Raw genomic sequence first — 21,774 nt, 5'->3', positions numbered from 1 at the left:
CGCACCGCCGGCAGGCGGAAGAGACCAGGAGTTCCATGACGGCCCCCATCTCGCGCGGCGGCAACCCGCTGCGCGACCCAGACGACCTGCGGCTGAATCGCATCGCGGGCCCGAGCGCGCTCGTGCTGTTCGGCGTCACGGGCGATCTCGCCCGCAAGAAGCTGCTCCCAGCGGTGTACGACCTCGCCAACCGCGGTCTCCTCCCTCCCGGCTTCGCGCTCGTGGGCTTCGCGAGGCGCGAGTGGGAGGACGAGGACTTCGCGGAGGTCGTCCGCACCGCCGTCGCGGCCGGCGCCCGCACCGAGTTCCGCGAGGAGACGTGGGAGCAGCTGGCGCGCGGCATCCGCTTCGTGCAGGGCACGTTCGATGACGACGACGCGTTCCGCCGCCTGCGCGAGACGATCGACGCGCTCGACGCGGAGCGGGGCACGATGGGGAATCATGCCTTCTACCTCTCGATCCCGCCGAAGGCCTTCGACTCGGTCGCCCAGCAGCTCCTGAAGTCCGGCCTCGTCTCAGACGGCCCGAACACGGACAGCTGGCGCCGCGTCGTGATCGAGAAGCCGTTCGGCCACGACCTCGCCTCCGCGCGGGAGCTGAACGACTCGCTCGAGGCGGCGTTCCCCGCCGACTCGATCTTCCGGATCGACCACTACCTGGGCAAGGAGACGGTCCAGAACATCCTGGCCCTCCGCTTCGCGAACGAGCTCTACGAGCCGATCTGGAACCGCAACTACGTCGACCATGTCCAGATCACGATGGCCGAGGACATCGGGGTCGGCGGCCGCGCCGGCTACTACGACGGCGTCGGCGCCGCGCGCGACGTCATCCAGAACCACCTGCTGCAGCTCCTCGCGCTCACGGCCATGGAGGAGCCGATCAGCCTCTCGGCCGACCACCTGCGCGACGAGAAGGAGAAGGTCCTCGCGGCCGTGCAGCTGCCCGACGACCTCTCGACGGCGACCGCCCGCGGCCAGTACGCCGGAGGCTGGCAGGGCGGCGAGAAGGTGACGGGATTCCTCGACGAGGAGGGCATGAACCCCGAATCGACCTCGGAGACCTACGCCGCCGTCAAGCTCGGGATCAACACCAGGCGCTGGGCGGACGTTCCGTTCTACCTCCGCACGGGCAAGCGCCTCGGCCGCCGCGTGACGGAGATCGCCGTCGTCTTCAAGAAGTCGCCCGGCCAGGTGTTCTCGCACAACCAGGCGGCCGAGCTCAGCCAGAACGCCCTGGTCATCCGGGTGCAGCCCGACGAGGGCGTCACGCTCAAGTTCGGCTCGAAGGTCCCGGGCAACGGCACGCACGTGCGCGACGTCACCATGGACTTCGGCTACGGCCACGCCTTCACGGAGGACAGCCCCGAGGCCTACGAGCGCCTCATCCTCGACGTGCTGCTGGGCGACCCGCCGCTCTTCCCCCGCCACAAGGAGGTCGAGCTCTCCTGGCGCATCCTCGACCCCGTCGAGGAGTACTGGGCCGAGCTCGACGCCGCAGGCTCGGGCAAGCTCGAACAGTACGGCCCCGGCTCCTGGGGCCCGGCGGAAGCCGATGAACTCCTCGCCCGCGACGGCCGCGTCTGGAGGCGCCCGTGATCCACGACCTGCCCAACACCACCGTCTCGCGCATCGCGAAGGCGCTCGTCAGCATGCGCGAAGAGGGCGGCGCCGTCGCACTCGGTCGCGTGCTCACCCTCGTGATCGCCTCGCCCGGCGAGTACCACGAGGCCGCGATCGACGCGGCCAACGCGGCCTCTGCGGAGCACCCGATGCGCGTCATCGTCATCCGGACGGAGCCGGACGCCCCCACGCACCTGGACGCGCAGATCCGGGTCGGCGGCGACGCCGGCGCGAGCGAGGTCATCGTGCTCGACGCGAGCGGCGAGACGGCCGTCAACAAGGAGAGCCTCGTCACGGGCCTGCTGCTGCCGGACGCGCCCGTGATCGTGTGGTGGCCGGACCAGCCCCCCGAGAACCCCGCCGAGAGCGATCTCGGCCGCATCGCGCAGCGGCGCATCACCGACACCTCCACGGCGCCGTCGGACCGCCAGCGCCTCAACCGGCTCATCGAGGCCTACACGCCCGGCGACACCGACATCGCCTGGACGCGCCTGACGCGGTGGCGGGAACAGCTCGCCTCGGTCCTCGACCAGCCGCCCTACGAGGAGATCACGGCCGTCGACGTCCGCGGCGCGGCCGAATCGCCCTCGACGGCGCTCCTGGCCGGCTGGCTCGGCATGGCCCTCGACATCCCCGTCACGTGGCGGGTCGAATCGCCGGAGGTCTGGGACCACGGCATCCACTCGGTGCGCCTCACACGGGCATCCGGCGACGTGCTGCTCGAGCGCAGGGACCAGACGGTGGCCGTGCTCACCCAGCCGGGGCAGCCGAGCCACGAGCTGCACCTCCCCCGCCGCACGCTGCGCGAATGCCTCGCCGAGGAGCTGCGGCGCCTCGATCCAGACCTGCTCTACGGGCGCGTGCTCACCGAGGGGTGGGCGAAGCTGCCGAAGCCGGAGCGCGACTGATGTCGGCGGAGGCCGTGCTCGTCGTCGCGCCCGACAAGCCGACGCTCGCCGAACGGGTCGCCGCGCGCTTCCTCGACGAACTGGCGCGCCTGACGGCCGAGCGGGACGCCGTGCACGTCTCCCTCACGGGGGGCTCCATGGGCGCCGCCGTCCTCGGCCTCGTGCCCGGTCACGCGGGCACTGCCGCCGTCGACTTCTCGAAGGTCCACTTCTGGTGGAGCGACGAGCGCTTCCTGCCCAGGGGCGATGCTGAGCGCAACGCCCGACAGGCGCGCGACGCGCTGCTCGACCGGATCGACGTCCCCGCCGCGAACGTTCACGAGCCGGCCGCCTCCGACGACGGCGTCACGCTCGACGAGGCCGCCGCCGCCTACGCGGCGGAGCTCGCCCGGTTCGGAACCGCGGAGCGCCCGCACCCGGTCTTCGACGTGTGCTTCCTCGGTGTCGGTCCCGACGCGCATATTGCGTCGCTCTTCCCCGGCAGGGACGAGATCGCCGTGCCGGAGCCGACGGTTCTGGCCGTGCGGGACTCCCCCAAGCCCCCTCCCGAGCGGGTCACCTTCTCGCTCCCGGTCATCACGGCGTCCGAGCGCGTGTGGCTCGTCGCCGCCGGCTCCGACAAGGCGGAGGCCCTCGGCCGCGCCTTGGGCGGCGCGGCGCCGCAGGATGCGCCGGCGGGAGCCGCTCGTGGCACCGCGGAGACGATCGCGTGGCTCGACGATGCGGCGGCGGCCCGGCTCGCGTAGCGAACGGCGCCGAACGAGGAAGCGGCCCGCCCCATCCGCACAGGATGGGGCGGGCCGCTTCTCTCCGGCCGAGACTACTGACCGCGGCGCTCGCGGAGCTTGTGCAGCGCCTCGTCGAGGAGCTCCTCGGCCTCCGCCTCCGTGCGGCGCTCCTGCACGTACGCGAGGTGCGTCTTGTAGGGCTGCGCCGACTCCGCGCTGGGCGGATTCTCGCGGTCCCGACCGGCCGGCAGGCCCGACTTCGGATGCGTGATCTCCGCGGGCAGCTCGTCATCGGGCACGTCCGCGGCGAACCAGCGGACGGTCTCGTTGCCCTCGGCGTCCCAGTAGGACACGGAGCGGCGCTCGGCCTGGTAGCCGTGGTCCTGCTCGCCCATCGGGCCGGACCCGATGCGGGTCCCGCGGATGGCGCTGCCGCCGCCCGCCGCCATCAGATGACCTGGAACTTGGTGATCAGCCCGAGCCCCACGATCGAGAGGAACCACACGAGCGCGACCACGACCGTGATGATGTTCAGGTTCCGCTCGGCGACGCCGCTGGAGCCGACCGCCTGGGACATTCCGCCGCCGAACATATCGCTCAGCCCGCCGCCGCGTCCGCGGTGGAGCAGGATGAAGAACGTCAGGATCAGGCTGGTCAGGCCGAGCAGCACCTGCAGGATGAATTCGAGGATCGCCATGGTGCCTCCCAGCCTACACGCCGACGTGGCTGCGGAAGCGGACGATCGACGCGAACTCGTCGACCTTGATGCTCGCGCCGCCGACGAGCGCGCCGTCGACATCGGGCTCGCGCATGAAGCTGGCGATGTTCGCAGCCTTCACCGAACCGCCGTACAGGATGCGCGTCTTCTGCGCCGCCTCGGCGCCGAGGAGCTCCGCGACGACCTCGCGCAGCTTCGCGCAGACCTCCTGGGCCTGCTCGGGAGTCGCCACCTGGCCGGTGCCGATCGCCCAGACGGGCTCGTACGCGACGACGATCTCGGCACCCTTGTCGACGCCCTCGAGCGCCGCGCGCAGCTGGGCGACGGGGACGGCGCTCGCGCCGTGCTCGTCGAGCTCCTCCTGCGTCTCGCCGACGCAGATGACGGGGACCAGGCCGTGCTTCAGGGCCGCGGCCGTCTTCGCCTGCAGGACGTCGTCGCCCTCGCCGTGGTATTCGCGGCGCTCGGAGTGGCCGATGATGACCTGCTGCACGTCGAGCTTCGCGAGGAACCCGCCAGAGACCTCACCCGTGTACGCGCCGGAGTCGTGGACCGAGAGGTCCTGCGCCCCGAGGGCGAACGGGATCTTGTCCGCGTCGATCAGCGTCTGCGCGCTGCGCAGGTCGGTGAACGGCGGGAACACCGCGACGTCGACGCTGTCGAAGTCGTGCTTAGCGTCCTTCAGCGCCCAGTGCAGCTTCTGCACCAGCGCGACCGCCTGCAGGTGGTCGAGGTTCATCTTCCAGTTGCCCGCGATCAGCGGGGTGCGGCTCATGCCCATCCGAGTGCCTCCAGTCCGGGCAGCTTCTTGCCCTCGAGAAATTCCAGGCTGGCTCCGCCGCCCGTTGAGATGTGGCCGAACTGCTCGTCGGCGAAGCCGAGCTGGCGAACGGCCGCGGCCGAGTCGCCGCCGCCGACGACCCCGAGACCGTCGACCTCGGTGAGCGCCTGCGCGACGGCCTGCGTGCCTGCCGCGAACGGCGCGAGCTCGAACACGCCCATGGGGCCGTTCCAGAAGACCGTCTTGGACTCCCTGACGGCGTCGGCGAACGCCGCCGCCGTCTCCGGGCCGATGTCGAGACCGAGGCCGGATGCGCCGAAGGGCGTGTCCTCGATCGAGTCGACCGCCGCGACCTGGTGCTCGGCGTCCGCGCCGAACTTCGAGGCGACGACCACGTCGGTCGGGACGACGATCTCGACGCCGCGCTCGCGCGCCTCGTCGAGGTAGCGGAGCACCGTGGGGATCTGATCCTCCTCCAGGAGCGAGGAGCCGATCCTGTGGCCCTGTGCCGCGAGGAACGTGAACAGCATGCCGCCGCCGACGAGGATGCGATCCACGCGCGGCAGGAGGTGGTCGATGACGCCGAGCTTGTCGGAGACCTTCGACCCGCCGAGCACGACGGTGTAGGGGCGCTCGGGGTTCGCCGTCAGGCGGTCGAGCACCTCCAGCTCGGCCGCGATCAGCAGGCCGGCCGCGCTCGGCAGGAGCGTCTCGATCTCCGCGGTCGAGGCGTGGCGGCGGTGCACGGCGCCGAAGCCGTCGGACACGACGGCGTCGCCGAGGGCCGCCAGCTCCCTCGCGAACGCCTGGCGCACGGAGTCGTCCTTCGACGTCTCGCCGGCGTTGAAGCGCAGGTTCTCGAGCAGCGCGACGTCGCCGTCGCCGAGCGCGGCGACGGCCGCCTTCGCCGATTCGCCGACCGTGTCGGTCGCGAACGCGACGTCGGTGCCGAGCAGCTCGCCGAGGCGAGCGGCGACGGGCGCGAGGCTGTACTGGGGGTCGGGCTCGCCCTTGGGGCGGCCGAGGTGCGAGGTGACGATCACGCGGGCACCGGCCGACGTGAGCGCCCTGAGCGTGGGCACGGAGGCGCGCACGCGCCCGTCGTCCGTGATCTCGCCGTCCTTCAGGGGGACGTTGAGGTCGCAGCGGACGATGACGCGCTTGCCGGCGAGGTCGCCGAGGGATTCGATTGTGCGAAGAGTCATCAGTTCCTGATCTTAGCGGGGATGCATGGCCCCGTCAGTCCTCGGTGACGCCGACAGCGAAGGCGCGAGGACGGGCCGGAGTGCGTGCAACGCAAGGCGGGTGAGGGAAGGCGGCCGCATGGCCGTCGACGAGCCCGGCGCCGCGAGGCGCGTGCTCCAGGCCGCCGCAGTGCACGGCCCCGGGGCGCGAAGCGACCCGGGGCCAGAGAGCACTGCTGGAGAGCTCTTAGAGCTTTCCTGCCACGATCTCGGTGAGGTCGACGAGGCGGTTGGAGTAGCCCCACTCGTTGTCGTACCAGCTGGAGAGCTTGACCTGGTTGCCGATGACGCGCACGAGGCCGGCGTCGAAGATCGACGAGTGGTCGTCCGTGACGATGTCGGCCGAGACGATCTCGTCCTCGGTGTACTTCAGGATGCCCTTGAGGGGGCCCTCGGCGGCGGCCTTGTAAGCGGCCTTCACCTCGTCGACGGTGACCTCGCGGCTCGCCTCGACGGTCAGGTCGGTGATCGAGCCGGTCGGGACCGGAACGCGCAGCGCGAAGCCGTCGAGCTTGCCCTTGAGCTCGGGAAGGACCAGGCCGATGGCCTTGGCGGCACCGGTCGAGGTCGGGATGATGCTCTGCGCGGCGCCGCGCGAGCGACGCAGGTCGCTGTGCGGGCCGTCCTGCAGGTTCTGGTCGGCCGTGTAGGCGTGGACCGTCGTCATCAGGCCCTTCTCGATGCCGAAGGCCTCGTTGAAGACCTTGGCGAGGGGGCCGAGGCAGTTCGTCGTGCACGACGCGTTCGAGATGATGTGGTGGTTCTCGGGGTCGTAGAGGTGCTCGTTGACGCCGATGACGAAGGTCGCGTCCTCGCCCTTGGCGGGAGCCGAGATGAGGACCTTCTTCGCGCCGCCGGCGATGTGCTTGCGCGCGTCGTCGGCGTTGGTGAAGCGGCCGGTCGACTCGATGACGATGTCGACGCCCAGCTCGCCCCACGGGAGGGCGGCGGGGTCGCGCTCCGCGAGGACCTTGATCTTCTGGTCGCCGACCGTGATCGACTCCTCGTCGAACGACACCTCGCGGTCGAGGCGGCCGAGGATCGAATCGTACTTCAGAAGGTGGGCGAGAGTCTTGTTGTCGGTGAGGTCGTTGACGGCAACGATCTCCAGGTCAGCGCCCTGTGCGAGAGCCGCACGCAGGTAGTTGCGACCAATACGGCCGAAGCCGTTGATTCCGATCTTTACGGACACGTATGTCTCCTGTGGATGTGTGTTGTGCGCCCTGGGGCGCCTATCGGGTCGGGGGTGCGGTGTCCCCGCCGGCACGCACCCGGCGGGGACACCCCCGTGGTCAGGAGGCTACCAGCAGGCCCTTGGTCTGCTCGCGAGCCGTCTGGAAGCGCTGCTGCACGTTCTCCCAGTTCACGATGTTCCAGAACGCCTTGACGTAGTCGCCCTTGACGTTCTGGTAGTCGAGGTAGAAGGCGTGCTCCCACATGTCGAGCAGCAGGATCGGGACGGTGCCCGCCGCGAACTGCGACTGCTGGTCGAAGAACTGCTGGATCACGAGCTGCTGGCCGATCGAGTCCCAGAACACGCCGGCCCAGCCGGAGCCCTGGATGCCGAGGGCCGCGGCGCCGAACTGGCCCTGGAAGCCCTCGAACGAGCCGAAGTACTCGTCGATCGCGGCAGCGATCTCGCCCTCGGGGCGCTCGTGGCCCTCGGGCGACAGGTTCGTCCAGAAGATCGAGTGGTTGGTGTGGCCGCCGAGGTTGAAGGCCAGGTCCTTCTCGAGCTTGTTGATGGCGCCGAAGCTGCCGTTCGCGCGGGCCTCGGCGAGCTGCTCGAGGGCCGTGTTCGCACCGGCGACGTAGGCCGCGTGGTGCTTGTCGTGGTGCAGCTGCATGATCTGCGCGCTGATGTGCGGCTCGAGTGCCGCGTAGTCGTAAGGAAGCTCAGGGAGCGTGTAGGTGGCCATCGTGTGATTCTTCCCATCCGCGCCGGCGGCGCATCCGATGTCCTCCGCCCGCGCTGCACGCGGGTAACGGAGCCGTCGTCCCCATCCTAATGATGCGGGAGAGCGGCGGGCGCCGGATGGCGCGTCGTTACGGCAGGCGTCACGCGGACTTGGCGACGGCCGCAGCCTCGGCGGCGGCGACGGCGGACTCCGTGCCAGGCAGGCCGAGCTGCTCGGCCCGCTTGTCCGCCATGGCGAGCAGGCGCCGGATGCGGCCGGCGACGGCGTCCTTCGTCAGCGGCGGATCCGCGTGCTGGCCGAGCTCGTCGAGGCTCGCATCGCGGTGCGTCAGGCGCAGGTCGCCCGCCTGCTTCAGGTGGTCGGGCACCTCGTCGCCCAGGATCTCGAGCGCGCGCTCCACGCGTGCGCACGCCGCGACAGCGGCCTGCGCCGAACGGCGCAGGTTGGCGTCGTCGAAGTTGACGAGGCGGTTGACCCCCGCCCGCACCTCGCGGCGCTGGCGCATCTGGTCCCAGTCGGCGGCGCGATCGACTGCACCCATCGCGACGAGCATGCCCTTGATCGCATCCGGTTCGCGCACGACGACGCGCGGCACGCCGCGCACCTCGCGCGCCTTCGCCGGGATGTCGAGGCGGCCGGCGGCGCCGACGAGCGCCATCGCGGCCTCGCCCGACGGGCAGCCCACCTCGAGCGCGGCGGAGCGACCGGGCTCCGAGAGGCTGCCGGCGGCCAGGAACGCACCGCGCCAGATCGCCGCGAGAGCGTGGCGGTCGCCCGTCGTGAGCTTGTTGGGCAGGCCGCGCACGGGGCGCCGCCTCGCGTCGAGGAGGCCGGTCTGGCGCGCGAGCGTCTCGCCGCCGTCGATCACACGGACCGCGAACCGCTCGCCGTCGCCCGAGGACTGGATGCGCGCGATCTCGGGGCGGACACCGTAGATCTCTGCGATGTCGCGCGCCGTGCGCTTGGCCAGGATCGGCGAGTCGAGCTCGGCCTCGACCGCGACGCGGCCGGCGATCGAGTGCAGACCCCCCGCGAACCTCAGCACGGACGTGGTCTCCGATACCCGCACAGCGGGCCGCGGGTCGCGGACCATCACCAGTTCGGCCTTCACATCGGCGGTCAGTGTCACGGAACTCCCTCACTCATCGTTCGCGGCGGCTCACGCCGCGCACTTTCGTGACCCGCACACGAGCAGCACGACCCGGGGGACGCGCGCGCCGCAGGCGCAGTCACTTCACTCCGGCGTCGCGGCCGAATGGCAGAGAACCACCCTACCGGCTCCCGACGCACGCGTTCCCGGAGAGATCGCGTTTTCATCTGCTAGGGCACGTTGCTGAACCTGGCACCTACTGCGCTGCTCGCTACGGCACCAGCTTCATCACCGCACCCTAGGGAGGATACGCGCGCCGCCCCATCCTGGCCAGCACGGGTCAGTCGCGCGAGATGTCCCTGTGCTGCACGCGCACGGCGACGTCCTCGTCCGCCGACAGTCGGGCGGCCAGCTCGCGGACCATCGCGACCGAGCGGTGCCTGCCGCCGGTGCAGCCGATGCCGACGGTCGAATGGCGCTTGTTCTCGCGCTCGTACCCGGAGATGACGGTGCGCAGCACCTCGACGTAGGCGTCGAGGAACTCGGCCGCGCCCTCCTGCGCCAGCACGAACTCGCTGACGGCCGCATCCTCGCCCGTGAGCGGTCGCAGCGACTCGACCCAGAACGGGTTGGGCAGGAATCGCATGTCGGCGACGAGGTCGACGTCGGTCGGCAGGCCGTACTTGTACCCGAAGCTCAGCAGTGTGACGTTGTGCTTGGGCGCGCCGACGTCGGAGAACAGGTCGTCGACGCGGCTCGCGAGCTGGTGCACGTTCGTGTGCGAGGTATCGACGATGATGTCGGCGTTCTCGCGGATGGGCGCGATGATCGCGCGCTCCCGCCGGATGCCGTCGAGGATCGTCCCGTCGGCCTGCAGCGGGTGGGGGCGGCGCACCTGCTCGAAGCGCCGCACCAGAACGTCGTCCGAGGCGTCGAGGAACATCACCCGGAGCCCGCTGCGGGCACGCAGTTCGGCGACGCGCTGCGGGAGATCGCCGAACAGGTCGCGCCCGCGCACGTCGACGACCGCGGCCACGTGCGGCAGCTCCTCGCCGAGCCGGCCCGTGAGGTCGAGGAGCGTCGCGAGCATCTGCGGCGGGAGGTTGTCGACGACGTACCAGTCGTGGTCCTCGAGCGCGTTCGCGACCGTCGACCTGCCGGCGCCGGACATGCCGGTGACGATCAGGACCTCGCCCGCCGCCTGTTCCTCGCTCACACCACCACCCTATCGGCACGTCGGGCGGCTACTCCTCGCCGAGCCGCCTGACGATCGTGTCCGCGAGCTTCCGGCCGATCCCCGGCAGGGCCTCGATCTCCTCGGTCGTCGCCGCGCGCAGTGCCTTCACGGAGCCGAAGTGGGTCAGGAGCGCCTTGATCCTGGCGTCTCCCAGCCCCGGCACCTCGCTGAGGACCGTCCGGATGTCCCGCTTGCGCCTCTTGCGCTGGTGCGTGATGGCGAAGCGGTGCGCCTCGTCGCGCAGGCGCTGCACGAGGTAGAGCGCCTCGGACGTGCGGGCCAGGATGACGGGGAAGTCGTCGTCGGGCAGCCAGATCTCCTCCAGGCGCTTCGCGATGCCGCACAGCGCGATCCCCTCCCTGCCGGAATCCCGCAGCGCGCGGGCCGCCGCCGCGACCTGCGGCTGGCCGCCGTCGACGATGAGGAGCTGGGGCGGGTACGAGAACCGCCTGCGTTTGGGAGGCTCGGCCGCGACGACGCCGTCCGCCGCGGGGTCGGGCACCGGATCCTCCGGCTCGTCGAGGCGCGCCAGGCGCCGCATCAGCACCTGGTACATCGAGTCGGTGTCGTCGGTCGTCTCGGCGATCGCGAACGAGCGGTACTGGTCCTTGCGCGCGAGGCCGTCCTCGAACACGACCATCGAGGCGACGACGTTCGTCCCCTGCAGGTGCGAGATGTCGTAGCACTCGATGCGCAGCGGTGCCTCGTCGAGGCCGAGGGCGTCCTGCAGCTCCGCGAGCGCCTGCGTGCGCGAGGCGTAGTCGCTCCCCCTCCTCGTCTTGTGCCGGATGAGCGCCTGCTGCGCGTTGAGCGTGGCGGTGCGCAGCAGTTCGGCCCGCTGGCCGCGCTGGGCCACAGCGAGCTCCACGCGGCGCCCCGCGCGCTCGGCGAGCCAATCGGCCAGCTCGTCGGCGTCGGCCGGCAGGCTCGGCACGAGCACCCGGCGCGGCACGTCGGAGGCCTCGGCGTCGCCGTACGTGCGCTGCAGGATCTGCTCGACGAGCTCCCCGCCCGAGATGTCGAGCTCCTTGTCGATCGTCGTCGAGTGCACGCCGCGCACGCGGCCGCCCCGGATGACGAACTGGTGCACGGCCGCCGACAGCTCGTCCTCCGCGACCCCGAAAAGATCCGCGTCGGCCTTCTCCGGCAGCACGAGCGCGCTCTTCGAGAGCACGGCGTCGAGGGACTCGAGCTTGTCGCGGTACTGCGCCGCCGCCTCGTAGTCCATGCCGGCCGCGGCGTCCTTCATCCGGCGCGTGAGCTCGACCGTGAATCGCTCGTCGCCGCCCTGCATGAACGCGATGAAGTCGTCGACCATCGCGCGGTGCTCGGCGATCGTGACGCGCTGCGAGCAGGGCCCGCCGCACTTGCCGATCTGCCCGGGGAAGCACGGTTTGCCCGTGCGCATGGCCCGCTCGTACGCGGAGTCGCTGCAGGTGCGGATCGGGAATACCTTCAGCATCAGGTCGATCGTGTCGCGGACCGCCCAGACCTTCGGGAAGGGGCCGAAGTACTTGGCGCCCCGGATCCTGCGGTTCCTGGTGACCATCACGCGCGGCGCCTCGTCCGCCAGCGTGATCGCCATGAACGGGTACGACTTGTCGTCGCGGTACTTGACGTTGAACGGCGGATCGAACTCCTTGATCCACTGGTACTCGAGCTGGAGCGAGTCGACGTCGGTCGGCACGACCGTCCATTCGAGGCTCTTCGCCGTCGTGACCATCCGGCGCGTGCGCTCGTGCAGGGTGTTCAGCGGCGCGAAGTAGTTCGCGAGCCTCTGCCGGAGGTTCTTCGCCTTGCCGACGTAGAGCACCCTGCCGTCGCCGTCGCGGAAGCGGTACACGCCCGGCTGCGTCGGGATCTCCCCTGGCCGCGGCTTGTAGGTGCGGGGGTCGGCGGGCGTCATGCGGCAGTCGCCGCCCTCCCCTTCGCGGCGCTGGGCCGCTCGGCGAGGCCGAGCGTCTCGCGCAGGAACTGGCCGGTGTGGCTCTCGGGAACGCCCGCGACCTGCTCGGGGGTTCCGACCGCGACGACCGTCCCGCCGCCCGATCCTCCCTCGGGGCCGAGGTCGATGATCCAGTCGGCCGACTTGATCACGTCGAGGTTGTGCTCGATCACGACGACCGAGTTGCCCTTCTCGACGAGGCCGCCCAGCACCTCGAGCAGCTTGCGGACGTCCTCGAAATGCAGGCCGGTGGTCGGCTCGTCGAGGACGTAGATGCTGCGCCCGTTGGAGCGCTTCTGCAGCTCCGTCGCGAGCTTGACGCGCTGCGCCTCGCCGCCCGAGAGGGTCGTCGCCGCCTGGCCGAGGCGCACGTAGCCGAGGCCGACGTCGACGAGCGTCTGCATGTAGCGGTGGATCGAGCGGATGGGCTCGAAGAACTCGGCGGCCTCCGAGATCGGCATCTCGAGGACCTCTGCGATGTTCTTGCCCTTGTAGTGCACCTGCAGCGTGTCGCGGTTGTAGCGCTTGCCGTGGCAGACCTCGCAGTCGACGTACACGTCCGGCAGGAAGTTCATCTCGATCTTCAGGGTGCCGTCGCCGGAGCACGCCTCGCAGCGGCCGCCCTTGACGTTGAAGCTGAACCGGCCCGCCTGGTAGCCGCGCACCTTCGCCTCCGGCGTCTCGGCGAAGAGGTTCCTGATCTTGTCGAAGACGCCCGTGTACGTCGCGGGGTTCGAACGCGGCGTGCGGCCGATCGGCGCCTGGTCGACGTGGACGACCTTGTCGAGGTGGTCGAGCCCCGTCACGCGCGTGTGGTGGCCCGGTACGATCCTGGCGCCGTTGAGGCGCGATGCGAGCACCCGATACAGGATGTCGTTGATGAGGGTCGATTTCCCGGACCCGCTCACGCCCGTCACGGCCGTCAGGACGCCGAGCGGGATCTTCGCCGAGACGTCCTTGAGGTTGTTGGCCCTGGCGCCGACGACCTCGAGCATCCGTTTCCGGTCGATCCTGCGCCGCTTCTTCGGCGTCTCGATCGCGCGGCGCCCCGTGAGGTAGTCGGCCGTGATCGAACGGGGCTCGTCGCCGAGCGAGGCGACCGAGCCGGAGTGGATCACCTCGCCGCCGCCCTCGCCGGCGTGCGGGCCGATGTCGACGATCCAGTCGGACGACTCGATCGTCTCCTCGTCGTGCTCGACGACCACGAGCGTGTTGCCGAGGTCGCGCAGCGTCTCGAGCGTCGAGATGAGGCGCCGGTTGTCGCGCTGGTGCAGGCCGATCGACGGCTCGTCGAGCACGTACAGCACCCCGGTGAGCCCCGTGCCGATCTGCGTGGCGAGCCGGATGCGCTGGGCCTCGCCGCCCGACAGCGAGCCGGCGGACCTGCTCATCGTGAGGTAGTTGAGCCCCACCCTGAGCAGGAAGTCGAGCCGCACTCGGATCTCGCGGAGGACCTGCGCCGCGATCATCGCCTCGCGGTCGGTGAGCCGGATCCGGTTGACGACGTCGAGGGCGTCCTCGAGGCTGAGGTCGGCCGTCTCGGCGATCGACCGGCCGTCGACCTTGACCGCCAGGACCTCCGGCTTGAGGCGCGCGCCGCCGCACGCCGAGCACGGAACCTCCCTCAGGTACTGGCTCCACCGGGCGCGCTGGGTGTCGCTCTCGGCCTGGGCGTACTGCCGCTCGATGTACGGGACGACGCCCTCGAAGCCGCTGGCGTAGCGGACCTCGCGGCCCCAGCGGTTCTTGAACCTGACGTTGACCTTGTAGTCCTGCCCGTAGAGCACCGCCTCGCGGACGGGCTCGGGCAGGGCGCGCCACGGGGTGTCGAGCGAGAAGGCCAGGTCGTCAGCGAGCCCCTCGAGGAGGCGCTCGTAGTACTGGAACAGCCCCTTGCCCTGCGTCGTCCACGGCACGATGACGCCCTCACGGATCGAGAGCTCGTCGTCGCCGAGCATCAGGTCGACGTCGACGGACATCCGGGTGCCGAGGCCCGAGCAGGTCGCGCACGCGCCGAAAGGGGCGTTGAAGGAGAAGGTGCGGGGCTCGATCTCGGTGAGCTGCAGCACGTGCCCGTTGGGGCAGGACAGCTTCTCGGAGAACGACTGCCACGCGTCGTCGCCCGACTCGTCGACGAAGTTGACCTGCATGACGCCCCCCGCGAGCGTGATCGCCGTCTCGACCGAGTCCGTGACCCGCTGCAGGATGTCACCGCGCGCGACGAGGCGGTCGACCACGACGGCGATGTCGTGCTTGTAGCTCTTCTTGAGCTTCGGCGGGTCGGCCAGCTGCACGAGGTCGCCGTCGACGACGGCGCGGGCGTACCCCTTCGCGCTCAGCTCGCCGAAGAGGTCGACGAACTCGCCCTTCTTCTGGGAAACGACGGGCGCCACGATCTGGTAGCGCGTGCCCTCCTCGAGCTCCATCAGCTGGTCGGCGATCTGCTGCACCGTCTGGCGCTGGATCTTCGCGTCGCACTGCGGGCAGTGCGGCACGCCGATGCGCGCCCAGAGCAGGCGCATGTAGTCGTAGATCTCGGTGATCGTCCCGACCGTCGAGCGCGGGTTGCGGTTCGTGGACTTCTGGTCGATCGACACGGCGGGGCTGAGCCCCTCGATCACGTCGACGTCCGGCCGGTCGACCTGGCCCAGGAACTGGCGCGCATAGGCGCTCAGCGACTCGACGTAGCGCCGCTGCCCCTCGGCGAAGATCGTGTCGAACGCGAGGCTCGACTTGCCGGACCCCGACAGCCCCGTGAACACGATCATCTTGTCGCGGGGGATCTCGAGGTCGACGTTCTTCAGGTTGTGCACGCGGGCCCCGCGCACGGTGATCTTCCCGGAATCGACAACAGGCTGAATCGGCACCCGTCAAGCCTATGCCGCGCTCCCCCGTCGGGACCGGCTGGAGCCTGGGCGTTTCCCGAACATTTCTTCGATGGAGTTGTCCGGCGGGTGCGCACCCGTCGTACTTCCCCACGGATCCCCGCCGCCCGTCACACCGCGGAGTACGCGACGATTCCCCTCCGGATGAGGTCGAGGGCGCGGCGCGCCGTGCGAGCGAGCTCGCCGTCCGCGGCGATCGCGACCTGGTCGAGCAGATCGATCGTCTGCTTCGCCCAGCGGACGAAGTCGCCGGCCGCCATGTCGGCGGCGCCCAGGACGCGGTCGAGCAGCTGTCCCCTCGCCCACATGTGCATTGCGAGGCTGAGACCGGGGGCCAGCGGCTGCGTTCCCGGAAGGTGGTGCTCCTGCTCGATGTCGTCGATCTCGGACCAGAGCCGCTCGGTCTCGGCGAGAGCGGCGCGGAAGGCACCGCGCGGCAGAGGGGACTCCCCGTGGTCGTCGCGGCGGGGCTCGTACACCATCGTGCAGGCCAGGGCGGCGAGCGAGGCGGCGTCGAGACCGCTCCAGATGCCGGCCCGCAGCGCCTCAGCGACGAGCAGGTCCCGCTCGCCGTAGATGCGCTTCATCCGGCGGCCCGCCTCGGTCAGCTCGACGGCGTCGCCCGTGATCGAGACGTACTCGAGCCGGTCGAGCACGTCGATGATGCGGTCGAAGCGCCGCGCGACCGTCCCGGTGCGGGACGCGATCTGGCGGCGGGTCTTGTCGGTCTGCCGCTTCAGCGAGAAGTACCGCTCGCCCCAGCGGGCGTGCTGCTCGCGCTCCGGGCAGCTCTGGCAGCCGTGTCGGGCGAGCCGCTTCTTCAGCTTCTGGATCTGCGCGACCCTCTGGTCGCGCTTCGCGCGGCTCGCCGACGCGTCCTTGCGCTGCGCCTTCTCGAGGTCCTTCAGCTCGCGGCGGATCCCGGCGAACTCGAGGAAGTCGCCGTGGTCGCACTCCATCGCGGCCGCGTAGCCGGCGAGCGATTCCTCCGCGTCGCGGACCTGGCGGGCGAGGCCGACGACGGAGCGGTCGGCCTGGAACTGGGCGAAGGACGACTCGAGGATCTCGCGCGCCCTCGCGCGCCCGAACTGATCGATCAGGTTCACCGCCATGTTGTACGTCGGGCGGAACGACGAGTTCAGCGGGTAGGTGCGTCGCGACGCGAGCGACGCGACGGCCTCCGGGTCGAGCGCGTCCACCCACTGCACGACGGCGTGGCCCTCGACGTCGATGCCGCGGCGGCCAGCGCGGCCCGTCAGCTGCGTGTACTCCCCCGGAGTGATCGGGACCCGCGCCTCGCCGTTGAACTTCTCGAGCTTCTCGAGCACGACGGTGCGCGCCGGCATATTGATGCCGAGCGCGAGCGTCTCGGTCGCGAAGACGGCCTTCAGCAGCTTCCGCTGGAAGAGCTCCTCGACGACCTCTTTGAAGGCGGGGAGCAGCCCCGCGTGGTGCGCGGCGATGCCGCGCTCGAGGCTGTCGATCCACGCATCGACCTCGAGCACGCCGAGGTCCTCGTCGGCGATCGCCGCCGTGCGCTCGCGTGCCACGCGCCGGATCTCCCGCCGCTCGTCCTGCGTCGTCAGGCGCAGGCCGGAGCGCCGCACCTGCTGCACGGCGCCGTCGCACCCCGCCCTGCTGAAGATGAAGAAGATCGCGGGCAGCAGGTTCGCGCGGCCCAGCAGATCGACGACCTGCGGGCGGTCGATCCGCGGCATCCGGCGCACCTGGGGGCCGCGCTGTCGCCCGCGCGGGCCTCCTCGACGACGGCCGTCGAACGTCCTGTCGTAGGCGTCGCCGCGCGAGCCGCGCATCCGCAGCAGCTCCCTGTTGACCCTGTCGCCCCCCGCGTGCTCGTCGAAGAGCGGCAGCAGGTCGCCGCGCACGAGCACGTGCTGCTCGAGCGGGACCGGCCTGATCTCCGAGACGATCACCTCGGTGTCGCCGCGCACGGTGCCGAGCCAGTCGCCGAACTCCTCCGCGTTCGACACGGTCGCAGAGAGCGAGACGAGCCGCACGCTCTCCGGCAGGTGGATGATCACCTCTTCCCACACGGCCCCGCGGAACCGGTCGGCGAGATAGTGCACCTCGTCCATCACGACGTAGCGGAGGCCGTCGAGCGCCGACGAGCCCGCGTAGATCATGTTGCGCAGCACCTCGGTCGTCATCACGACGATCCGCGCCGAGCCGTTGATGTTCACGTCGCCCGTGAGGAGCCCGACCTCGTCCTCTCCGTACCGTTCCTGCAGCTCGCGGAACTTCTGGTTGGAGAGCGCCTTGATCGGCGTCGTGTAGAACGCCTTCTCGCCCGGCTCGGTCGCGGCCAGGTGCACGGCGAACTCGCCGACGATCGTCTTCCCCGCGCCGGTGGGTGCCGCGACGAGGACGCTGCGGCCGTCTTCGAGCGCCTCGCACGCCGCGACCTGGAAGGGGTCGAGCCGGAAGCGCTGAGATTCGGCGAACGCCGCCGTGCGGGGATGTGTCATCGCCGCCAGCCTATGCCGCGCGCGACGGCTGATCAGTATTCGACGAAGAGTTCCGGGTTCTTCTTCCGCTTCGCGCGGTCGAAGAGGAGCGAGACGACGCCCGCCGTCATGTAGAGCACGAAGAGGATGCCGGCCAGGACGAGCATCGTGATCATGTCGGCGGGAGGCGAAGCCAGCATGCCGAACACCAGGCAGACCAGGATGGCGATGCGCCAGCCCCTGAGGATCGTCCTGCCGCGCATGATGCCCGCGAGGTTGAGGGCGACGAGGAAGACGGGCAGCACGAAGGCGACGCCCACGATCACGACGAGCTTCAGCACGAAGTCGTAGTAGCTCTTCGCCTCGTAGATCTGCGACGCGAACGCCTCCTGCGGAACGAACTCGGACATGATCCGGATCACGTTCGGCATCACCATGAGTGCGACGGCGCAGCCGGCGAAGAAGAGCGGGATCGCGGCGCCGAGGAAGCCGATCGTGTAGTAGATCTCGCGGCGCTTGAGCCCCGGCATGATGAACGCCCAGATCTGCCAGAGCCACACGGGCGCGGAGATCACGATGCCGATCGCGAACGAGATGCGCAGGCGCATGTCGAACGCACCCGTGATGTCCTGGTACGTCAGGCGCGTGAAGTCATCGCCGAGGTTCTCGCTGACGATCTCGATCGGCCGGATGAGGAACCCGATGATCCAGTCTGTCACGATGAACGACACGATCATCCCGACGACCAGCGCGATGAGCGCGATGAACAGCCGCTTGCGGAGCTCCTTGAGGTGCCCGCCCAGGCTCATGCGGCGCTCGCGCTTCGCGCCACCCTGCTCCGCCGTCGCGCTGTTGTCTGCAGCGGCCACCGCGGGCTACGGCTGGTTCGAGTCGCTCGGCCTGCTGACCGGCTCGCCGTTCAGCGTGTAGCCGGTGTCCTTCTCGGAGGCCGTCGGCTGCGCCGTCGTCTCGGGCGCGGCATCGGTCGCCTTGTCGGCGGCGTCCTCGCTCTTCATCTGCTTCATCTCGCCCTTGAACGCGCGAGCCGACTGGCCGAGGCTCTTCGCGAGGGCGGGGAGGCGCGCCGCGCCGAAGATGAGAAGGATGACGAGCAGGATCAGCAGGATCTGCCAGATGCCCATGTTGCCCATGTTGCGCTCCGTACGATCGGGGACGGCGGGGGAACCGCCTCGTTGCGGTCAGTCTACTCGCGGTCGCCGGGCCCGTGGCCGACACGCGCGGTGCTCTCACCGTACTGGGCGAGCCCCGCCCGTGCCCATTCCGCCGCGGCGCGGCGCGCCGCGGGCGGCGACAGCACCTCGATCAGGCCGCCGCGGAGAGCGGCGAGGCGCTTGAGGGAGCGGGCGTCGCCGAGGCGCAGGGACGCCTCCTCGTATCCCCCGTCGGCCTCGGTCCTGGCGGCCGCCAGGTAGTCGCCGGCGAGCCGAGCGTGCTCGCGCCGATACCGGATCACGGCGACGTCGTCGTCGTCGCCCGGCGCGAACAGGTCGGGCGCCGCGTCGGCCGTGTGCGTCGCCGTGACACCCGTCAGCCGCGGCTCGCTGACGCGGTCGAGGTTGAACGTGCGCATGGCGCGGCGCTCGTGGCACCACCCCTGCAGGTACCACTGCCCGTTCGACAGCGTGAGCTTGACGGGGTCGACCGTGCGGGTCGTCTCGGCCGCGTCGGGCGCGCGATAGCGGAACCGCAGCGCGACGCGGTCCCGCAGCGCGCGCCCGAACGCGTCGCGCACGGCGTCGACCGCGGGCGGCACGACGACGACATCGGCGGGGGCGGCCGCTGCGCCCGCCGCGAGCTTGGCGGAGAGCGAACGGACCGCGTCGGTGTCGCCGACGCCGGGGATGGCCGCGGCGAGCCGCAGGCCCGCGACGAGCGCCGCCGCCTCGCGGGAGCTGAGCCGCGGCGCGCGCCGCAGGCCCACCGCCTGCGTGATCCTGATGACGTCCTGCCCGTCGAGCAGGTCCCAGTCGATGTCGAACAGCTCGTGCGGCTGCTGCCAGTAGCCGGCCTCGCCCGGCAGGCCGACGAGCGTGAGCTTCTGCACCATCCGGCGCATCTCGTTCTCCGCGACGCCGAACTCGGCGGCCGCATCGGCGACGGAGACCTCCCCTCGCTCGAGGAGGAAGGGGACCAGCGTGAGCGCGATGCGGACGCGGTCGGAGGAGACGAGCGGTGTCACGCGCGCACCTCCCCGTGCACGGCGGCGGCGGCGCGGAGGCGGTCGATGACGGCGTCGCGCAGGGCATCCGGCGCGACGACGCGCGCCTCGGGGCCGTAGGAGGCGAGCTCGTCGGCGAAGACGTGCATGTCGACGTACGGGACCCGGATGCCCTGCTCGGCCGGGAGCGCCTTGCGCCGGAGCCGCAGCTCGGCCTCCGTGCCCGCGTGCACCTCGATCAGCGCCGTCTGGCGCGCGGCGATCGCCGCGAGCTCAGCGGCCGCGCGTTCCCCGGCGCCGTCCCGCAGTGCGGGGTCGAAGCCGGCGCCCGTCCGGCGCACGTCGCCGGAGATCCGGCTGAGCAGGAACGTGCGCTCCCCCGCGGCGTCCGGATCCCAGCCGACGACGTGCCAGCGGGCTTCGAAGTCGACGAGGGCGCACGGCCGCAGCGTCCGGGTCGTCGGGTGCTGCTCACCCGGTTTGAGGTAGTCGAACTCGACCTCGGCCGCCTCGTCGATCGCCTGCTGCAGCGGGCCGAAGGCCTCCTCGCGCGTGGTCATCCGCGGCGCGAAGCCGATGATGGGCTCGTCGGCGTCGCCGCCCGTCGCCCGGATCTTCCGGAGCCCGTCGCGGGCCTCCGCCGACAGCGAGCCCTCGCTCCAGACGCCCCCGGCGACGCCCAGCACGGCCAGCTCGGCGGGCGTGAACTCCAGGTCGTCGGGGAGGTCGTACTCCGCCTGCGGGATGCGGTAGCGCGCCTCGCGCAGGTCGTTCGGGTCGGCGTGGGCGCCGATCGTCTCGATCGGCACGCCCAGTCGTCGCAGGTCGTCCTTGTCGCGGTCGAACAGCTTCTCGAGCGCCTGACGAGAGCCGTCCGCCCGCTGCCGGTAACCGGAGACGCTGTGGAGGATCTCCTCCTTCGTCACGCCGCGCTGGGTCGCCATCAGGGCGACGATCAGGTTGAGCTGCCGCTCCTCGGCGGGAATCCTTGGGGCCACCGGACCATCCTAGGGTGCGAGCCGGTTATTCCTGGACCCCGACGATGTCGATCACGAAGACCAGCGTCGACCCCGCGGGGACCGCCCCGTTCTCCTGATCGCCGTAGCCGAGCTCGGGCGGGATCACGGCCAGCACCTGCGAGCCGACCTTCTGGCCGACCAGCGCCTCGCTGAAGCCCTCGACGGTGTTCCCGTCCCAGACCAGCGCCGTGCCGTTGTCCCAGCTCGAGTCGAACACCTCGCCGGTGTCCCAGAGCACGCCCGTGTACTGCAGAACGGCGCGGTCGCCCTCGGCGATCTCCTGGCCGTCGCCCCGCAGCAGCGTCTCGACGACGAGGTCCTCCGGTGCCGCCTGATCCGGCACCGAGATGCCGGGGCGTCCGTCGGGCGCCCGGACGACGGACGGCATGTTCGTGACGGCGTTGTAGGCGTGCGAGCCCCACGCCGAAGCGGGGTACACGGCGTTCAGGTCGATGACGGCGAGCAGCGAGTCGTCCTCGCTGAGCCCCGCCTGCAGGTAGGTCTGGGCCGACTCGCCGAGGCTCGACAGCGGCAGGCCGGCGACGATGCGGCTGCCGGCCGTCGCACATCCGAGCGCCTCCTCGAGGCCCGGGTACTGCTGCAGCACGAGCTCCTCGGTCATGACGGCGCGCTGCGCCTGGCCGGTCTGGGGGTTCTGCGCGTTGGTCGACACGCCGCCCGCGCGGTCCCCCGCGCTCAGCCCGATCGCGGGCAGGTCCTTGGGCACGTAGAACGCGACGTCGACCTCGAGCAGCTGCTCGGTGTCCGCGAGCGCCGCGCCGTCTCCGACGGCGACGTCGGCGAACACGGGCTCGGCCGTCGTGTAGGCCGCGGCGTCGTCGCCCTCGGGCAGGTTCAGATCGAGGCTCGTGGGTGCCTCGCCGGACGCGTCGATGCCGAGGCTCACGAGCTTCGCGTCGTCGCCGCCGGGGCGCTCGCACTGCGCGATCGGGTCGGCGGCCGAGCAGGCGACCAGGCTCACGCCGGTCAGGGCCAGGAGGGAGATGACTGCGGGGATCTTGCGCACGCGGTTCAGT

At 70.8% G+C, this 21,774-nt stretch carries 19 protein-coding genes; 3 read left to right on the top strand and 16 right to left on the bottom strand.

Annotated elements, in window-relative coordinates:
* The first annotated feature begins 35 nt into the window (after positions 1-35).
* Genes zwf through pgl form a run of 3 tightly spaced genes read left to right on the top strand, consistent with a single transcriptional unit; the run spans position 36 to position 3,273 of the window.
* On the top strand, positions 36-1,595 hold the full coding sequence (zwf, locus tag C0010_RS00565) for a glucose-6-phosphate dehydrogenase (RefSeq protein ID WP_105565123.1): 1,560 nt from the start codon (positions 36-38) through the stop codon (positions 1,593-1,595).
* A complete protein-coding gene (locus C0010_RS00560; protein ID WP_105565122.1) occupies positions 1,592-2,527 on the top strand; it encodes a glucose-6-phosphate dehydrogenase assembly protein OpcA in 936 nt (311 codons plus the stop codon). Before zwf ends, C0010_RS00560 begins: the two co-directional genes overlap by 4 nt.
* Positions 2,527-3,273: a 6-phosphogluconolactonase gene (gene pgl, locus C0010_RS00555; RefSeq protein WP_105565121.1), complete on the top strand. Its 747-nt coding sequence runs from the start codon at positions 2,527-2,529 to the stop codon at positions 3,271-3,273. Before C0010_RS00560 ends, pgl begins: the two co-directional genes overlap by 1 nt.
* 74 nt (positions 3,274-3,347) lie before the next feature.
* Here the strand turns inward: pgl and C0010_RS00550 are convergent, their stop codons facing one another.
* The 16 genes from C0010_RS00550 to C0010_RS00475 form a co-directional block, all read right to left on the bottom strand.
* Complete coding sequence (locus C0010_RS00550) at positions 3,348-3,704, bottom strand: RNA polymerase-binding protein RbpA (RefSeq protein WP_105565120.1); 357 nt, start codon at positions 3,702-3,704, stop codon at positions 3,348-3,350.
* Positions 3,704-3,952: a preprotein translocase subunit SecG gene (secG, locus tag C0010_RS00545; RefSeq protein WP_105565119.1), complete on the bottom strand. Its 249-nt coding sequence runs from the start codon at positions 3,950-3,952 to the stop codon at positions 3,704-3,706. The genes C0010_RS00550 and secG overlap by 1 nt, the downstream gene beginning before the upstream one ends.
* Positions 3,953-3,965: 13 nt before the next feature.
* The gene (gene tpiA, locus C0010_RS00540) at positions 3,966-4,754 is read right to left on the bottom strand and encodes a triose-phosphate isomerase (RefSeq protein ID WP_105565118.1); all 789 of its coding nucleotides are present in this window, start codon (positions 4,752-4,754) and stop codon (positions 3,966-3,968) included.
* Positions 4,745-5,959, bottom strand: coding sequence for a phosphoglycerate kinase (locus tag C0010_RS00535; RefSeq protein WP_105565117.1), 1,215 nt, complete (start codon positions 5,957-5,959; stop codon positions 4,745-4,747). Before C0010_RS00535 ends, tpiA begins: the two co-directional genes overlap by 10 nt.
* A gap of 226 nt (positions 5,960-6,185) precedes the next feature.
* A complete protein-coding gene (gene gap / locus C0010_RS00530) occupies positions 6,186-7,190 on the bottom strand; it encodes a type I glyceraldehyde-3-phosphate dehydrogenase (RefSeq protein ID WP_105565116.1) in 1,005 nt (334 codons plus the stop codon).
* A 100-nt stretch (positions 7,191-7,290) separates the two neighbouring features.
* Positions 7,291-7,917, bottom strand: coding sequence for a superoxide dismutase (locus C0010_RS00525; RefSeq protein WP_105565115.1), 627 nt, complete (start codon positions 7,915-7,917; stop codon positions 7,291-7,293).
* Between the two features lie 139 nt (positions 7,918-8,056).
* Positions 8,057-9,046 (bottom strand): DNA-binding protein WhiA, encoded by a 990-nt coding sequence (gene whiA, locus C0010_RS00520; protein ID WP_105565114.1) that lies wholly within the window; start codon positions 9,044-9,046, stop codon positions 8,057-8,059.
* A gap of 301 nt (positions 9,047-9,347) precedes the next feature.
* Positions 9,348-10,223, bottom strand: a complete 876-nt coding sequence (gene rapZ, locus C0010_RS00515) for an RNase adapter RapZ (RefSeq protein WP_105565113.1) — start codon at positions 10,221-10,223, stop codon at positions 9,348-9,350.
* 28 nt (positions 10,224-10,251) lie between these two features.
* The gene (gene uvrC / locus C0010_RS00510; protein ID WP_105565112.1) at positions 10,252-12,150 is read right to left on the bottom strand and encodes an excinuclease ABC subunit UvrC; all 1,899 of its coding nucleotides are present in this window, start codon (positions 12,148-12,150) and stop codon (positions 10,252-10,254) included.
* Positions 12,147-15,056, bottom strand: a complete 2,910-nt coding sequence (gene uvrA, locus C0010_RS00505) for an excinuclease ABC subunit UvrA (RefSeq protein WP_105565111.1) — start codon at positions 15,054-15,056, stop codon at positions 12,147-12,149. The genes uvrC and uvrA overlap by 4 nt, the downstream gene beginning before the upstream one ends.
* A 128-nt stretch (positions 15,057-15,184) precedes the next feature.
* Positions 15,185-17,560 (bottom strand): DEAD/DEAH box helicase, encoded by a 2,376-nt coding sequence (locus C0010_RS00500; protein WP_105565110.1) that lies wholly within the window; start codon positions 17,558-17,560, stop codon positions 15,185-15,187.
* Between the two features lie 32 nt (positions 17,561-17,592).
* Positions 17,593-18,408: a twin-arginine translocase subunit TatC gene (gene tatC, locus C0010_RS00495; RefSeq protein WP_324998908.1), complete on the bottom strand. Its 816-nt coding sequence runs from the start codon at positions 18,406-18,408 to the stop codon at positions 17,593-17,595.
* 6 nt (positions 18,409-18,414) lie between these two features.
* Entirely contained in the window at positions 18,415-18,690 is a 276-nt protein-coding gene (tatA, locus tag C0010_RS00490; RefSeq protein ID WP_105565109.1) for a twin-arginine translocase TatA/TatE family subunit, read from the bottom strand.
* Positions 18,691-18,743: 53 nt separating this feature from the next.
* On the bottom strand, positions 18,744-19,739 hold the full coding sequence (locus C0010_RS00485) for a helix-turn-helix transcriptional regulator (RefSeq protein ID WP_105565108.1): 996 nt from the start codon (positions 19,737-19,739) through the stop codon (positions 18,744-18,746).
* Positions 19,736-20,716 (bottom strand): helix-turn-helix transcriptional regulator, encoded by a 981-nt coding sequence (locus C0010_RS00480; protein WP_232531654.1) that lies wholly within the window; start codon positions 20,714-20,716, stop codon positions 19,736-19,738. The genes C0010_RS00485 and C0010_RS00480 overlap by 4 nt, the downstream gene beginning before the upstream one ends.
* Before the next feature lie 25 nt (positions 20,717-20,741).
* Positions 20,742-21,764 carry an FKBP-type peptidyl-prolyl cis-trans isomerase gene (locus C0010_RS00475; RefSeq protein ID WP_105565107.1) on the bottom strand — a complete coding sequence of 341 codons (1,023 nt, stop codon included), beginning with the start codon at positions 21,762-21,764 and terminating at the stop codon, positions 20,742-20,744.
* Between the last annotated feature and the right edge of the window lie 10 nt (positions 21,765-21,774).

The organism is Microbacterium halophytorum, assembly GCF_002970975.1.
GTDB classification, from domain to species: Bacteria; Actinomycetota; Actinomycetes; order Actinomycetales; family Microbacteriaceae; genus Microbacterium; species Microbacterium halophytorum.
The sequence above is the reverse complement of the archived record's forward strand: the minus strand, read 5'-3'. Positions and strand labels throughout refer to the sequence as shown.

Excerpts from the sequence above, each read along its gene's own strand:
- C0010_RS00500 (WP_105565110.1), bottom strand. The coding sequence starts at position 17,560 with ATGACACATCCCCGCACGGCGGCGTTCGCCGAATCTCAGCGCTTCCGG.
- tatA (WP_105565109.1), bottom strand. The coding sequence starts at position 18,690 with ATGGGCAACATGGGCATCTGGCAGATCCTGCTGATCCTGCTCGTCATC.
- C0010_RS00550 (WP_105565120.1), bottom strand. The coding sequence starts at position 3,704 with ATGGCGGCGGGCGGCGGCAGCGCCATCCGCGGGACCCGCATCGGGTCC.
- pgl (WP_105565121.1), top strand. The coding sequence starts at position 2,527 with ATGTCGGCGGAGGCCGTGCTCGTCGTCGCGCCCGACAAGCCGACGCTC.
- C0010_RS00525 (WP_105565115.1), bottom strand. The coding sequence starts at position 7,917 with ATGGCCACCTACACGCTCCCTGAGCTTCCTTACGACTACGCGGCACTC.
- uvrC (WP_105565112.1), bottom strand. The coding sequence starts at position 12,150 with ATGACGCCCGCCGACCCCCGCACCTACAAGCCGCGGCCAGGGGAGATC.
- C0010_RS00535 (WP_105565117.1), bottom strand. The coding sequence starts at position 5,959 with ATGACTCTTCGCACAATCGAATCCCTCGGCGACCTCGCCGGCAAGCGC.
- tpiA (WP_105565118.1), bottom strand. The coding sequence starts at position 4,754 with ATGGGCATGAGCCGCACCCCGCTGATCGCGGGCAACTGGAAGATGAAC.
- zwf (WP_105565123.1), top strand. The coding sequence starts at position 36 with ATGACGGCCCCCATCTCGCGCGGCGGCAACCCGCTGCGCGACCCAGAC.
- secG (WP_105565119.1), bottom strand. The coding sequence starts at position 3,952 with ATGGCGATCCTCGAATTCATCCTGCAGGTGCTGCTCGGCCTGACCAGC.